11 protein-coding genes are annotated in these 14394 nt (G+C 65.5%); 5 read left to right on the top strand and 6 right to left on the bottom strand.

The window, feature by feature from the left end:
- Nucleotides 1-4: 4 nt before the first annotated feature.
- The 5 genes from exbD to M5B96_RS22145 all read left to right on the top strand — a co-directional run bounded on the left by exbD (nt 5) and on the right by M5B96_RS22145 (nt 5899).
- Nucleotides 5-430, top strand: a complete 426-nt coding sequence (exbD, locus tag M5B96_RS22165; RefSeq protein WP_248799142.1) for a TonB system transport protein ExbD — start codon at nt 5-7, stop codon at nt 428-430.
- Nucleotides 427-1176, top strand: a complete 750-nt coding sequence (locus M5B96_RS22160; protein ID WP_248799141.1) for a TonB family protein — start codon at nt 427-429, stop codon at nt 1174-1176. The genes exbD and M5B96_RS22160 overlap by 4 nt, the downstream gene beginning before the upstream one ends.
- A 242-nt stretch (nt 1177-1418) precedes the next feature.
- Nucleotides 1419-2339, top strand: coding sequence for a hydrogen peroxide-inducible genes activator (locus M5B96_RS22155; protein WP_248799140.1), 921 nt, complete (start codon nt 1419-1421; stop codon nt 2337-2339).
- Between the two features lie 5 nt (nt 2340-2344).
- Complete coding sequence (gene recG, locus M5B96_RS22150) at nt 2345-4420, top strand: ATP-dependent DNA helicase RecG (protein ID WP_248799139.1); 2076 nt, start codon at nt 2345-2347, stop codon at nt 4418-4420.
- Between the two features lie 78 nt (nt 4421-4498).
- Complete coding sequence (locus M5B96_RS22145) at nt 4499-5899, top strand: aminoacyl-tRNA deacylase and HDOD domain-containing protein (protein WP_248799138.1); 1401 nt, start codon at nt 4499-4501, stop codon at nt 5897-5899.
- Between the two features lie 193 nt (nt 5900-6092).
- Here the strand turns inward: M5B96_RS22145 and M5B96_RS22140 are convergent, their stop codons facing one another.
- The 6 genes from M5B96_RS22140 to M5B96_RS22115 form a co-directional block, all read right to left on the bottom strand.
- Nucleotides 6093-6470, bottom strand: a complete 378-nt coding sequence (locus M5B96_RS22140; RefSeq protein ID WP_248799137.1) for an SCP2 sterol-binding domain-containing protein — start codon at nt 6468-6470, stop codon at nt 6093-6095.
- A gap of 140 nt (nt 6471-6610) precedes the next feature.
- Complete coding sequence (gene tagQ / locus M5B96_RS22135; protein ID WP_248799187.1) at nt 6611-7555, bottom strand: type VI secretion system-associated lipoprotein TagQ; 945 nt, start codon at nt 7553-7555, stop codon at nt 6611-6613.
- 85 nt (nt 7556-7640) lie between these two features.
- Complete coding sequence (locus tag M5B96_RS22130) at nt 7641-9368, bottom strand: formylglycine-generating enzyme family protein (RefSeq protein ID WP_248799136.1); 1728 nt, start codon at nt 9366-9368, stop codon at nt 7641-7643.
- The gene (locus M5B96_RS22125) at nt 9361-10566 is read right to left on the bottom strand and encodes an ABC transporter permease (protein ID WP_248799135.1); all 1206 of its coding nucleotides are present in this window, start codon (nt 10564-10566) and stop codon (nt 9361-9363) included. The genes M5B96_RS22130 and M5B96_RS22125 overlap by 8 nt, the downstream gene beginning before the upstream one ends.
- The gene (locus M5B96_RS22120; protein WP_248799186.1) at nt 10563-11279 is read right to left on the bottom strand and encodes an ABC transporter ATP-binding protein; all 717 of its coding nucleotides are present in this window, start codon (nt 11277-11279) and stop codon (nt 10563-10565) included. The genes M5B96_RS22125 and M5B96_RS22120 overlap by 4 nt, the downstream gene beginning before the upstream one ends.
- Nucleotides 11279-14392, bottom strand: coding sequence for a serine/threonine-protein kinase (locus M5B96_RS22115; RefSeq protein WP_248799134.1), 3114 nt, complete (start codon nt 14390-14392; stop codon nt 11279-11281). Before M5B96_RS22115 ends, M5B96_RS22120 begins: the two co-directional genes overlap by 1 nt.
- Between the last annotated feature and the right edge of the window lie 2 nt (nt 14393-14394).

Raw genomic sequence — 14394 nt, 5'->3', positions numbered from 1 at the left:
AGCCATGGGCCTGCATCTGAACGACAGCGGTGACGATCTCGCCGAAAACCACGAAATCAACGTCACGCCGTTTATCGACGTGATGCTGGTACTGCTGATCATCTTCATGGTCGCCGCGCCCCTGGCCACCGTGGACATCAAGGTCGACCTGCCCGCCTCCAGCGCCAAGCCGGCGCCGCGCCCGGAAAAGCCGGTGTTCCTCAGCGTCAAGGCCGACCAGCGCCTGTTCCTCGGTGAAGACGAAGTCAAGGCCGAGGTCCTGGGCCCGACCCTCGACGCCCGGACCCACGGCAAGAAGGACACGACCATTTTCTTCCAGGCCGATAAAGGCGTGGATTATGGCGACCTGATGCGCGTGATGGATGCCCTGCGCGCCGCCGGTTACCTGAAGGTCGGCCTGGTCGGACTTGAGACGGCAGCCAAGAAATGATCAATACGCGCCAAAAGCTGACGCGTTACGGCGCCAGCCTGGGCCTGGTGCTGGGCATTCACGCGCTGGCGATCATCGCCACGCTGAACTGGTCGGTGTCCAAGCCCATCGAGCTACCGCCACAGGCGATGATGATCGAGCTGGCGCCATTGCCCCCAGCCCCACCACCGCCGGCACCGCCCAAGGTGATCACCCCGCCACAGCCGCCCGCGCCGGTGGAAGAATTGCCGCTGCCGAAGCTGGCCGAAGCGCCGAAGCCGACGATCTCGGTGCCCAAGCCGGTCAAGCCGAAACCCAGGCCGCAGCCGCCCAAGCCCCAGGTGAAGCCGGAGCCGGTGAAGGAAAAGCCGACGGAGGAGAAACCTGCCGATACGCCGCCGACCAACACGCCACCGGAAAAATCCGCGGCCCCGGCGCCCGGCCCTTCGCCCCAGCAAGTAGCGGCGAAGGCCAGTTGGGAAGGCACCTTGCTGGCCCACCTGGGCAAGTACAAGAAGTACCCGCCGGCTGCGCAGTCACGGGGCAAGGAAGGTCTGAACCGCCTGCGCTTCGTGGTCGATGCCGAAGGCAAGGTGCTTTCCTATGAGCTGGTGGGACGCTCGGGCAACGCCGACCTGGACCGGGCCACCCTGGAAATGATCCGTCGCGCCCAGCCGCTACCCAAGCCGCCGGCCGATATGCTGACCAATGGCAGCATCGAGATCGTCGCGCCCTTCGTCTACTCCATCGACAAGCGCAACCGCTAGACACCCGTGGGAGCGGAGCTTGCCCGCGAACAGGCCCTTGAGGCCGCCAACAGCTTCGCGGCGATCCGACAAGCTCCGCTCCCACAAAAGCTCCGCCCTCCAGAATATCGGGGCCTACCGCCCGAACAAAAAACCCACTGAAACCGACATCAACGACAATCGTCGTTCTTCCTGCGTCTGATAACGTGCGTCTATCGATTGCAGCCGTTATGCTTGGCCCGGCAACCTCATGGACGCTCGCTATGACTCTTACAGAACTACGCTATATCGTCACTCTCGCCCAGGAACAACACTTTGGCCACGCGGCCGAGCGTTGTCACGTCAGCCAGCCGACCCTGTCGGTAGGCGTGAAAAAGCTCGAGGACGAACTCGGTGTGCTGATTTTCGAGCGCAGCAAGAGCGCCGTGCGCCTGACCCCCGTCGGCGAAACCATCGTTGCCCAGGCGCAGAAGGTCCTCGAACAGGCTCAGGGCATCCGTGAGCTGGCCCAGGCCGGGAAGAACCAGCTGACCGCGCCACTGAAAGTCGGCGCGATCTACACCGTCGGCCCCTACCTGTTCCCGCACCTGATCCCGCAACTGCACCGGGTCGCCCCGCAGATGCCGTTGTACATCGAGGAAAACTTCACCCACGTGCTGCGCGACAAGCTGCGCAACGGCGAACTGGACGCGGTGATCATCGCCCTGCCGTTCAACGAAGCCGACGTGCTGACCCTGCCACTCTATGACGAGCCGTTCTACGTCTTGATGCCGGCCTCGCACCCCTGGACCAAGAAGGAAACCATCGACAGCGCCCTGCTCAATGACAAGAGCCTGTTGCTGCTGGGCGAAGGCCACTGCTTCCGCGACCAGGTCCTCGAAGCCTGCCCGACCCTGGCCAAGGGCGGCGATGCGGCCAAGCACACCACGGTCGAGTCCAGCTCGCTGGAAACCATCCGCCATATGGTCGCTTCCGGCCTGGGTATTTCGGTGCTGCCGCTGTCGGCGGTGGACAGCCATCACTACGCCCCCGGCGTGATCGAAGTGCGTCCGTTGACACCGCCGGTGCCGTTTCGCACCGTGGCAATTGCCTGGCGCGCCAGCTTCCCACGGCCCAAGGCAATTGAAATCCTCGCCGACTCGATCCGCCTGTGCTCGGTGGCCAAGCCTCCCGCAGCGAGCTGAGCGACGTGACTGAACTGTCGCAAGTGTCGGTCACGGCGCTCAAGGGCGTCGGCGCGGCCATGGCCGAGAAGCTGGCCAAGGTCGGCCTGGAGAATCTCCAGGACGTGCTGTTCCACCTGCCCCTGCGCTATCAGGACCGTACCCGGGTGGTGCCCATCGGCGCCCTGCGCCCGGGCCAGGACGCCGTGGTCGAAGGCGTGGTAAGCGGCGCCGACGTGGTCATGGGCAAGCGCCGCAGCCTGTTGGTGCGCATCAACGACGGCAGCGGTAGCCTGAGCCTGCGCTTCTACCATTTCAGCACCGCGCAAAAGGATGGCCTCAAGCGCGGCACCCACGTGCGCTGCTACGGTGAAGCCCGTCCCGGTGCCTCCGGCCTGGAAATCTACCACCCGGAATACCGCGCCATCAGCGGCGACGAACCACCGCCGGTGGACACCACCCTGACACCGATCTACCCGTTGACCGAAGGCCTGACCCAGCAGCGCCTGCGCCAGCTCTGCCTGCAAAGCCTGGCAATGCTCGGCCCACGCAGCCTGCCGGACTGGCTGCCACAGGAACTGGCCCGCGACTACCAACTGGCGCCGCTGGACGAAGCCATTCGCTACCTGCACCAACCGCCCGCCGATGCCGATGTCGACGAACTCGCCCTCGGTCACCACTGGGCCCAGCACCGCCTGGCCTTCGAAGAACTGCTCACCCACCAGCTGTCCCAACAACGCCTGCGCGAAAGCCTGCGGGCGCTGCGCGCGCCAGCCCTGCCGAAAGCGCAACGCTTGCCCGGGCAGTTTCTCGCCAACCTCGGTTTCCCGCCGACCGGCGCCCAGCAACGGGTCGGCAACGAGGTGGCCTACGACCTCAGCCAGCCGGAGCCGATGCTGCGGCTGATCCAGGGCGACGTCGGCGCCGGCAAGACCGTGGTCGCCGCCCTGGCCGCCTTGCAGGCACTGGAAGCGGGTTACCAGGTGGCGCTGATGGCGCCGACCGAGATCCTAGCCGAACAGCACTTCCTCAACTTTCAGCGCTGGCTCGCGCCGCTGGGCATCGAAACCGCCTGGCTGGCCGGGAAGCTCAAGGGCAAGGCCCGCGTCGCCGCGCTGGAGCAAATTGCCGCTGGCACGCCGATGGTGGTCGGCACCCACGCACTGTTCCAGGATGAAGTGCAATTCAAGAACCTGGCCCTGGTGATCATCGACGAACAGCACCGCTTCGGCGTCCAGCAGCGCCTGGCCCTGCGCCAGAAAGGCGTCGGCGGGCGGATGTGCCCGCACCAACTGATCATGACCGCCACGCCGATCCCGCGAACCCTGGCCATGAGCGCCTACGCCGACCTCGACACCTCGATCCTCGACGAGCTACCACCGGGCCGGACCCCGGTGAACACCGTGCTGGTGACCGACAGCCGGCGCTTCGAAGTGGTGGAACGGGTGCGCGCCGCCTGCGCCGAAGGCCGCCAGGCCTATTGGGTCTGCACGCTGATCGAAGAATCCGAAGAGCTCACCTGCCAGGCCGCCGAAACCACCTTCGAGGAACTCACCGCGGCCCTCGGCGAACTGCGCGTCGGGCTGATCCACGGACGCATGAAAGCGGCGGAAAAGGCGGCGGTGATGGCCGAATTCAAAGCCGGCGGCCTGCAACTGCTGGTGGCGACCACGGTGATCGAAGTCGGCGTCGACGTGCCCAACGCCAGCCTGATGATCATCGAAAACCCCGAGCGCCTGGGCCTGGCGCAACTGCACCAGCTACGCGGGCGGGTCGGCCGCGGCAGCGCCGCCAGCCACTGCGTGCTGCTCTACCATCCGCCGCTGTCACAGATCGGTCGCCAACGCCTGGGCATCATGCGCGAGACCAACGACGGCTTCATCATCGCCGAGAAGGACCTGGAGCTGCGCGGCCCGGGGGAAATGCTCGGCACCCGGCAGACCGGGCTCCTGCAATTCAAGGTCGCCGACCTGATGCGCGACGCCGATCTGCTGCCGGCGGTCCGCGATGCCGCGCAAGCCCTGATGGCACGCTGGCCGCAACATGTCAGCCCGTTGCTCGAACGCTGGCTGCGCCACGGCCAGCAATACGGCCAAGTGTGATAGACCTCACAGTTTACAGACCATTAGGATGGCCAAGCTGGTTATACTGGGAAAATTGTAGGAACCCGGATACAGACCATGACAGAAGTTGCCCTCATCGATGCAACCCCGCACACCCCGTCTGTGGTCCGGCTGCTGCTCGACAAGCTCGCCATCCGCTATAGCGAGGTCCTCGACCATCCTGGTCTGCCGGCCGCGCGCAAGGTCCAGGCCGTGCTGCTCGACGATGCAGTCGGCGCACTCATGGTCCTGTTTCCCCAGGACCAGTTGCTCGACCTCAATCGCCTGACCGAACTGACTGGCCGGCGCCTGACAGCGGTGCCCACCGAACGCATGGAACGCATGCTCGGCAAACACAGCCTGCACCTGCTGCCGGGCTTGCCGGGGTTGACCAGTTCGCCGTGCCTGTACGAAGAGCAACTGCTGCGCGAACCGAACCTGCTGATCGATTCCGGCGAAGCCGGGCTGCTGCTGGAAATTTCCAGCGACGATTTCAAGGGCATGCTGAGCAAAGCCAGCGCCGCCAGTTTCGGCGAGCCGGTGGTCGATATCCGCCCCAACCTCGACCGCCCGCACGATGACCGCGAGGAAATCACCCAGGCCGTGCAAGCCTTCACCGCGCGGCGGATCCAGCAGCGCCTGGAAGCGACCATCGAGATTCCGCCGCTGGCGGAAACCGCACAGAAGATCATCAAGCTGCGGGTCGACCCCGACGCGACCATCGACGACATCACCGGCGTGGTCGAAACCGACCCGTCGCTGGCGGCCCAGGTGGTGAGTTGGGCGGCGTCGCCCTACTACGCCTCGCCGGGCAAGATTCGTTCGGTGGAAGACGCGATTGTCCGCGTGCTCGGTTTCGACCTGGTGATCAACCTGGCGCTGGGCCTGGCCCTGGGCAAGACCCTGAGCCTGCCCAAGGACCACCCGCAACACAGCACGCCTTACTGGCAGCAATCGATCTACACCGCCGCGGTGATCGAAGGCCTGACCCGTGCCATGCCGCGTGCCCAGCGCCCGGAAGCCGGCCTGACCTACCTCGCCGGGTTGCTGCACAACTTCGGCTACCTGCTCCTGGCCCACGTCTTCCCGCCGCATTTCTCGCTGATCTGCCGACACCTGGAGGTCAACCCACACCTGTGCCACAGCTATATCGAGCAGCATTTGCTGGGTATCAGCCGCGAGCAGATCGGTGCCTGGTTGATGCGCTACTGGGATATGCCGGATGAGCTGTCCACCGCGCTGCGCTTCCAGCACGACCCGAGCTACGACGGCGACTATGCCGCCTATCCGAACTTGGTGTGCCTGGCCGTGCGCCTGCTGCGCAGCCGCAATATCGGCTCGGGCCCGGACGAAGAGATCCCGGATGCCTTGCTTGAACGCCTGGGGCTGACCCGCGACAAGGCCGATGACGTGGTGAACAAGGTGCTGGAAGCTGAAGTGCTGTTGCGCGAACTGGCTTCGCAGTTCAGCCAGGGCTGAGCCCCCTCGGTGGACAGTACTCCCCTTGTGGCGAGCGGGCTTGCCCGCGCTGGGGCGCGAAGCGCCCCCAAACCCTGCAATCGCGGTGTATCAGAAATAACGGGGATCATGGTTTTGCGGCTGCTGCGCAGCCGAACGCGGGCAAGCCCGCTCGCCACAACTGCCCCCGCAGCAAACCCTGCAATATAAAACTTCAGGCCTTCTTCTTCCGCGGTTTGAGGTACTTCATCAAGCCCTGGAACCACATCACCAGCGCCGGATTGCCCTTGATCTGGATCGACTTGTCCTGAATCCCCGTCATGAACGCCAGTTGCTTGTTCTTCGCCTGCAACGTGGCGAAGCCATAGGCGGCATCCTTGAACGCAATGGCAAACGCCGGCTCCGGATACACCCCGGATCGACTGCCGATGCGCTGATCCTTGACGATGAAGTGACGCGCCACCTTACCGTCCAGGGTCTGCAGCTGGAACACCAGGGCCTTGTCGGCCAGTTGCTGCTGGAATGCGGGGTTATTGCGGCTGGCCCGAGCCATCAACAGGCCCATTGCCCAGAGAAGAAAGCGAAATTTCATGCACACAGCCTCGGCAGAAAAGATAAACAGCCGGCGCAGTGTAGCGCTTTACCTGAAGAACGCCACCGATCTCCCGCTTTACCCAGGAGATCGGCTGGCGTTTAACGCTTATACCAACAAATTGTCAGACGATCCGCCCATCACGCGTTAGGGCAAGGAACCGGTGCCCAGTCGCCCAGGTCCGGGTTCTTGCACATGCTGTTGACCTGGGACTGGCCGCTGGTGGCCACGTCCTGGCTCGCGGCTTTCTTGGCGTTGGCGTCCTGGATAGTCCTCTCGGTGGCCACCGCTTCTTTAGGCACGGTCGGCAACGCCGCCTTCTTCGCCACTTTCACCTTCTTGCCCTTGCCGGTGGTCGGCGCGACCACCGGGTTGGTGTCGGCGGTCGCCACGGTGACCACGTCGGTACGCTGTACGCCGACCTGCTGCAGGTCCTTCTCGTAAGCCTGGGTGTAGTTGTTCAGGTCTTCGGCGGTGCGCCCGTTCACGGCGACGATCAGGTCATTGGACTCTTTCAGGCCGGCGACGATTTCCGCCAGGCGCTTGCGCCCTTCGGCGTCGCCGATGGTCTTGGCCTTGCGCGCCGAAACCAGGCTGGCGAACTCACGCTGGTAGCAGCTCTGCGAGGCCTTGGCATAGGCGGTGTTGCGATCCATGTCGGCGGCGCTTTTGTTGATGTCCTGGGCATAAGAGCCGATGCGCTGGTTATCATCGGTGATCTGTTTCTGTTTCTCGGTGTAGTAGCCCGCCGCACCACCCACCAGCGCGCCGCCGGCCGCGCCGATGGCGGCATTGCGCCCGCGCTTGGCGGAGTCGTCGCCGGTCAGCGCGCCAAGGGCGGCACCGCCCAACGCCCCGAGCACCGCGCCAGTGGCGACCGACTTGGTCATGTCCGAGTCAGTCGCACGCAGGTGCTGCACCGGCTCGTAGCAGGTCGGGTAGTACTCGACCTTGGTGGTCGCGCCGACTTTCGAGGTCGGCGAAGTGGCGCAACCGCCCATCAGCACGGTGCTGAATCCGGCGGCAACCCACAGCGCGGCACGGCACTTGGAGGTCGAAACAAGGGGTTTGCTGGAGAAGATCATGTTCATGTTCCCTTTTTTGGTTTGACTTGCCCGGTACGGCACCCTGCCGTCCGAGTCCCCTCTACACTCGCCGGATACCGACCGCTCATGGCTGCTGGGCGGTCGACGCGAGTAACGCTTTCAATATCGCCGCCGGATCGGCCCGCTGTTGCTTGCGGTAATCCCCGACATGACGAACGAACAAGGTCGCCCGCGCGACCAGGCTATTGCCGAGCACGGGCTTGCGATTGAGTTCTTCCTTGACCCGCTGGAACTGCGCCTGGATCACCGCATCGGTGTAGCGCGTGGCGGTTGCCAGGTTGTCGATATAGATCGCCACCGCGCCGTCCAGCGCGCTGGTACCGTTCTCGATGGCCAGCGCGAACAGCTTGGCGGCGGCCTCGTCCTTGGCATCCATGGCCTGCTGGCGGCTCTTCTTCAGATTGGTCAGGCGAATGTTGTAGTTATTCACGGTCTCGGCCACCAGGGCCGCCGACTGGATCAGGTTGCCGGCCGCCTCTTCACGCTGGCGGGCGATCAACGAGACATTGCGCTTGAGCTCTTCGTTGACCAGCCCCAGCTCGGCCTGCAGCTTCGGGTCGGTGCTGGCGGAAATGATCCCGTCCAGGCGCTTGGTCGGGTCCTGGACATCGTCGATGGCGTCGGTCAGGGACGCCAGCCGGCCTTCCTGCTGCCATTGGCTGAACAGTTCCTTGTAGCGCGAACGCGGCGCCGAAAGCGCGCCGACGGCCACCCGGAAACCGGTGGTCTCGTTGCTCTGCTCGGTACCATCGGCGGCGAACAGCGGATACTCGCGGCGCATGCCGGTAAACAGCGTGCCTTCACCTTCCAGGTAGTTGCCGCCCTTGACCACGAAACCGCCGTAGGTGCCCTGGCGGCGTCCGGCATGCACCAGCTGGAACGACTCCTGGACCATTTGCGCGGCGTTGCCGATCACATCGAACATCCCGATGGGGTTGGGCAACTTGGTGCCGATCGGCACCAGCCGTGCGGCCTGGCCGGTACCGCCCGCCACCTGGTTGAACACCGCATAGTCGGACAGCGGCCCGTCGCTGTCGCTACCCGGGGCCCGCCGCGGAAACAGGCGGCCTTCCAGGTCCTGACGACTGACCGCCTGGGCGCCGCGGGCGGCGAATTCCCACTCGACTTCGGTGGGCAGGCGGACAAAGCCCAGACCGCCGTCCTCGGCCGCCGAGCCACGGCCGCTGACCGGCAGCAGGTCGCGGTGATATTTCATCAACCAGGCGCTGTAGATCGCCGAGAACCGCTCGGCATCAAAACGCGACACCTTGACCTTGGGCAGGCGCCCGGCGACACCGCTCGGCGCATCGCAGGCCGGTGCCGGCTCGCCACTGGCCAGGGCTTGGGCCTGGGCCATCACCAGGGCGTACTGGCGCGCCGTGACCGGGTACTTGCCGATGAAATAGAACATCGGCTTGAGCGGCGAGTCGGCGTCGGTCTTCGGCAAGGTCGGGGCAATGGATTTCTGCCAGGCGCCGGGCAGGTCCTTGAGGGTGAACTGACCGTTGATAAAGTCGCGGCGATAGCCGGAAATAAACGACTGCTTGTAGCCCGGCTCGTCCTCGCTGAACGGATAGCCAAGGCTGATCTCACGGTCGTCGAGGGTGCCGCGCGCCAGCACATAGACCGCGCGAAAGACCATCTCGCCCTCGCAGGGCAGCGGCAGGCTGATGTCATCGGCCAGGGGCTTGGGGTTGTCGAGTTTCTCGCTGCCCTCATCGGCCCGCGCCCAGGCCCCCAGGCACAGGGAAGCGACGAGAACCGCCAGGGCCGCGCTGCGCAACTTATACATCTCTGATTCCTTCCGAAGCTTCTATCCGCGCCACGCGCCAGCCCCCCAGGGCGGCAGCCAGAGCACAGACCGCCAACACGCTGAAAAGTGCCAGCAGGTAATGCGGCAACAGCAGGTGACTGGCGTACTCGCCGGCCGCCTGTACGAACAAACGGTTCAGGCCCCACTCGGCCACGCCGTAGAGCGCGCCGCTCAACAACGCCGCCAGCAGGCCGCTATACAGCGCTTGCAGGACGACAAACAGCAGCAGCGCGGCGGTGCCGAGGCCGAGCAAGCGCAACACCGACAACTCACGGCGCTTGCGCTCGACCGCCGCCAGGGCCCCGGCGAAGATCGCCGCGAAGGCACCGGCCAGCGCCAGGCTGGCAATCACCCAGAACACAATGGACAGGTTGCGACTCAGGGACTGCACCTGGGCGATGGTCTGGGCCTGGGTTGAAACCAGCAGGTTGCGCTCGGCGAAATAGCGCCGCAGCGGCTCGACATCGGTCAGCCCGCGGGCATACAGGCGAAACCCCGGATAGACCCGCTGCGCGGCGCTGCCCGTCGGCTCGCCGGCCCAGCCGAGCACCGGCACGCCACGACCGTCGCGATAGTCCTCGGCGGCTTCCAGCAAGCCCAGCGGGGCGAACAGCGCATCACGCTCGAAGGCTTCCAGCGGCAGCACCGCCTGCACCTGGATCTGCGTGTGGCGGCTTTCCAGGCGACCGGCCACCTGCCGGCCGAAAGACACCTGCAACCAGTCACCGGCTTTCACCCCGAGCTTCTCCGCCGCCGTCTGGCTGAGCAACATCGCCGCCAGGCCCACCGGCGCGGGCAAGGCACCGAGCAATGGATCGCCATCGGCGGTAGGCAGCATTTCCACATTGACCACCGGCCCCTGGGCGCTGCTCGACAGGTCGGCGGTCGCGGCGATCTGTCGGGTCCGCGGCAAGGCAAAGGCGACATCTTCACGCTGCCCCAGCCCGGCGATAAACGCCGCACTGAAACGCCCGCCGCCGAGGGGAATGATCTCGCGCACCGCCGGGTCGCGCTCCAGGCGTTCGGTCAGGCTGCTGACCAAGCCGAACTTGAGACCGAACAACACCAGCAACGGCGCGATCACCGCCACCAGCGCCAGCACCGCACAGGCCGACAGCCGCCAGTCGAGGCGATAATCCTGCCAGGCCAGGCCGGCGACCAGGACGGCGCGGGTCATGGCGTCACCTCCAGGGTCGCGGTGACACCACCGTCGCCATCGCGCCGGCAGGCGATGCGCAATACCGGCACGCCGAGTTCGCGCACCAGGGCTTCGTCGTGGGTCGCGATAACGCAACAGGCACCTTGCTCCCGGGCCTGGCTCAACAGCAATTGCATGACCCGCCCGGCATTCAGCGGATCGAGGGCCGCGGTCGGTTCATCGGCCAACAGCAGTCGCGGCCCATGGGCCAGGGCCCGGGCACAACTGACCCGCTGGCGCTGGCCCACGGAAAGCGCCTGGGGCTTCTTGGCCAACTGATCGGTGATTTCCAGTTGCTCGGCGAGCCGCTGGACACTGCCGTCATCCTTCAGGCCCAAGAGTCGGCGCGACAGGGCAATATTCCCGCGCACATCGAGAAAGCCCAGCAGGCCACCGGTCTGCAATACGTAGCCGAGCTGCCGGCTGCGCAGCTCCGCCAGGCGGTCGTGCCGGCCCTGGCGCCAGAGCGCGGCGATATCCTGCGTACCGGCCGAATCGTCGAAGACAAACAGTCCCGCCCGGTCCGGCGCCAAGACCAGAGCCAGCAGATCGAGCAAGGTGCTCTTGCCGCAACCGCTGGGCCCGACCACCGCCCATTGCGCGCCAGGCACCAGGCTCAGGCGCGGCACCTCCAGGCTGTAGCGCTGGGCGCCCGCACCCCGCGTCTTGCGCACCTCCCGCAGGCTGATCATCACGGCAGCGTCGACAGTGGTACGCGGTACAACGCGTCACCCGGCTCGGCATCGCCGAATCGGACCCAGTTGGCCACATCGTTATGGAAGGTTTCGTAGAGGCGGATCTTCGAATCCAGTTCGTCGATAAAGTCTTCCTGCTCGGCCACGCTCAGCGACAGCCAGAGATCCTGGGTCATGTTCAACGACTTGCTGCGGTACGGCAGGCCCTCCAGGTACTCGCCGAGGATGCCGCCGTCGGCCAGGTTGCCGCCCTTGCGCAAAGCCTGCGGATCGCGGCTCATATAAGCACTGGCGCTGGCGATTTCCTGGAAGAAGTCCTTGGGCGAGGTCTGGGTCTTGCGCGCCGCGTCAACGATCAGTTTCAGCGACTGTTGCAGCTCGTTGAGTTGCAGCTTGGTCAGCATCACACAGACCTGGAACGCCGGCAGCGCCGGGTTGGTCAGGTCGCGATCGGCGGTCCAGGCGCTGACCAGCTGCGGTGCTTGGCTGGCGGCCTTGTGGCCGAGGAAATCCATATGCATCGCATAACCGATGGCCGCCGACTTGTCCGCCAGGCTCGGCGACGCCGCCAGCAACGGCACGGCCTGGGCCTGGTTGCTGCGCACCTGGTGGACCAGGTTGGCGAACACCGAGCCGATCTCGCCGACCCGCTCGCCAAGCTTGTGCACGTCGCCGCCCTGGACCGGGATATACAGGTCGCCGATCTGCGGGTTGGCATCGGCGGTCAGGGTCCGGTACTGCTGCTCGGCGAAGGCGTGGTTCTTCTTCCCGGCATCGCTGCGCAGGTGCAGCGCGTAGATCTTGATCTGCTTGCCCAACGCAGCCTGGCGGATCTCCGCTTCGTTCATTTTGGTGCTGCTGTAGGGGTCGTTCTTGCGCAACGAACCGGCATCGGTAACCAGCAGGATCAAGCGGCCGCCATAGCCCGACCAGTCCATGCCATCGACCGCCTGCATGACCCCGGCGAAGGAGTCCTCGTTGAACGAATGGCTGGAGATCGTCGACGCCTTCACATCCCGCGCCAACTCCAGGAAGCGCTCGGGGTCGCGGCCCTGGTCGAGGGTCACCAGGGTCTTGGTCAGGTACTGCAGGCCCGGGGTTTTCTGGATATTGTTGCGAAAGCCGATCAGGCCGAAACTCACGCTGTCCAGCTCGCCACGCTGGGCGATCTGGCTTTGCAGCTCATGAACCACGTCGCGGACCTGATCGATATACGGCTGCATCGACTCCGTGGTGTCCACCACCAGCACGATGGCGGTGCGGAAGGTATCGGCCGCGACTGCCGGCGCGGCGCCGTTGCCGAGGGCTTTCGGCGTGCTGCCGGGGTCGATGGAGGCGACATTGAGCAACTGCACCGGCTGGCCGTTCTCATCCAGGCTTTCGCGCGAAGCGAAAATCGGCAGCAGGTAGAACTGGTTCTGCGGCACCGCGCTGGCAGCCGGCTCCAGGGCCAGTACGCGCTGGTCGTCCTGCGGATTTTTCTGCGCATTGAGCAGCAGGTTCTTCGCCGCCGACGGGTTGGCCAGCAGCTTGTCGATATCGGCGGCGTCACGCAGGAACATCACCGGCGCCCGCCCGGAGCGCTCGGTGAATTTCAGCACCAGGCTCTGCTTCCACTCGCTGACTTTCGAACTCGGCAACCAACCCTCACTACGCCCGTCGCTGGCCGCGCCCACACGTACCCAATAGGCACCGTCGACAACCTTGCGCTGATAGACATAAAGCACCGAGAACGCCGGCAAGGTCTTGTCGGTCCGCCCACCCGGCGAACTGGACAGCTGTGCTCCGGGTTGGCTCAGGACACGTTGGAACAGGGTCTTCTTGCCCGCCATCAGCAAAGGTCGATTACCGCCATCGGCTTCGCCCGGCACCGGCTCGCCGAGCGTCGGGAGCAGCGTCGGCGTGGTGCTCGCCGATGCATTGCCGGTCACGCTCGACGTAGCCGAGGATGGGGGTTTGATCGACACCGCTGGCGTGCTTGAAGGGGGAGCGGCAGTGACCGTGGACTGGGTGCTCGCGGCTGTTTTCGCCGGAGTATCCACGCCCAGCCACCAGTAACCGGCCCCCGCAATGCCCAACGCGGCAGCGATCGCAACACCCAGTAACGCCAGCACCGGCCCCCGGCGCTGCTGGGTGTCGGAGCCCCCCGGCGAGGCCGCCCCAGGAACCGGCCGGGACGGCGGCAGCGGTTGAGCCGGGGTGTGAGCGGGGATTTCAATCGATACCGGCGTCAAGCCGCCCAAGTCGGCAGCCGCGGGGCGCTCGGGCGACGCCGTCGGCAGCGGCAGAGACTGGATCAGGGTCGACTCCAGCGGCTCAGGCGGCAGGTTATCCAACGCCCGCAGCAAGGCCGCAGCATCCGGGAATCGCTCCGCCGGGTCCTTGGCCAGCAACTGGCGCAGGATCTCCTGGTAGCGCCCATGCTGGAGCGGCAGTTCCGGCAGCGGCTCGGTCAGGTGCGCGAGGGCCGTGGACAGTGCATCGGTGCCGATGTAGGGCAACTTGCCGACGAGGATTTCGTAGAGCACCACCCCAAGCGCATACAGGTCCGAGCGCCCGTCGAGGTCCTGGCCCCGGGCCTGTTCCGGGCTCATGTAGCTCGGCGTGCCCACGGCAAACCCGGCCTGGGTGAACTGGGTGCGGTCGTCCAGCGACTTGGCGATACCAAAGTCCGAAAGCACCGCCGCGCCGTCGGCGCGGAACAGGATGTTGGCCGGCTTCACATCACGGTGCACCAGCCCCAGGGCATGGGCATAACCCAGGGCCGAGGCAATCTGGCGGACATACACCAGGCCCTGCTCCGGGCTCAGCCCCGCCGCGATCCGCTCCTTGAGCGTGCCGTTGGGCAGGTACTCCATGGCCATGTAATACAGTTCGCCGACATTGCCGATGTCGTGGATGGTCACCGTATTCGGATGCGACAACCGCGCCAGGGTCCGGCCTTCGCGCAGGAAACGCTCGCAGAAGGTCGAGTCGGCGGCCAGCGCGGCCGCCATCACTTTCAGCGCCACCTTGCGCTCCAGCGACCGTTGGGTCGCCAGGTAGACGGTTGCCATGGCGCCTTCGCCAATCTCCTCGCCTATATCGAATCCGGGAATCAGAATATCCATGG

The sequence above is a fragment of the Pseudomonas sp. MWU13-2105 genome, from assembly GCF_023242315.1.
Taxonomy (GTDB): domain Bacteria; phylum Pseudomonadota; class Gammaproteobacteria; order Pseudomonadales; family Pseudomonadaceae; genus Aquipseudomonas.
Note: the sequence above shows the minus strand (reverse complement) of the source record. Positions and strands in the feature narration are given on the sequence as shown.

Excerpts from the sequence above, each read along its gene's own strand:
- exbD (WP_248799142.1), top strand. The coding sequence starts at position 5 with ATGGGCCTGCATCTGAACGACAGCGGTGACGATCTCGCCGAAAACCAC.
- M5B96_RS22160 (WP_248799141.1), top strand. The coding sequence starts at position 427 with ATGATCAATACGCGCCAAAAGCTGACGCGTTACGGCGCCAGCCTGGGC.
- M5B96_RS22155 (WP_248799140.1), top strand. The coding sequence starts at position 1,419 with ATGACTCTTACAGAACTACGCTATATCGTCACTCTCGCCCAGGAACAA.
- M5B96_RS22145 (WP_248799138.1), top strand. The coding sequence starts at position 4,499 with ATGACAGAAGTTGCCCTCATCGATGCAACCCCGCACACCCCGTCTGTG.
- M5B96_RS22140 (WP_248799137.1), bottom strand. The coding sequence starts at position 6,470 with ATGAAATTTCGCTTTCTTCTCTGGGCAATGGGCCTGTTGATGGCTCGG.
- tagQ (WP_248799187.1), bottom strand. The coding sequence starts at position 7,555 with ATGATCTTCTCCAGCAAACCCCTTGTTTCGACCTCCAAGTGCCGTGCC.
- M5B96_RS22130 (WP_248799136.1), bottom strand. The coding sequence starts at position 9,368 with ATGTATAAGTTGCGCAGCGCGGCCCTGGCGGTTCTCGTCGCTTCCCTG.
- M5B96_RS22125 (WP_248799135.1), bottom strand. The coding sequence starts at position 10,566 with ATGACCCGCGCCGTCCTGGTCGCCGGCCTGGCCTGGCAGGATTATCGC.
- M5B96_RS22120 (WP_248799186.1), bottom strand. The coding sequence starts at position 11,279 with ATGATCAGCCTGCGGGAGGTGCGCAAGACGCGGGGTGCGGGCGCCCAG.
- M5B96_RS22115 (WP_248799134.1), bottom strand. The coding sequence starts at position 14,392 with ATGGATATTCTGATTCCCGGATTCGATATAGGCGAGGAGATTGGCGAA.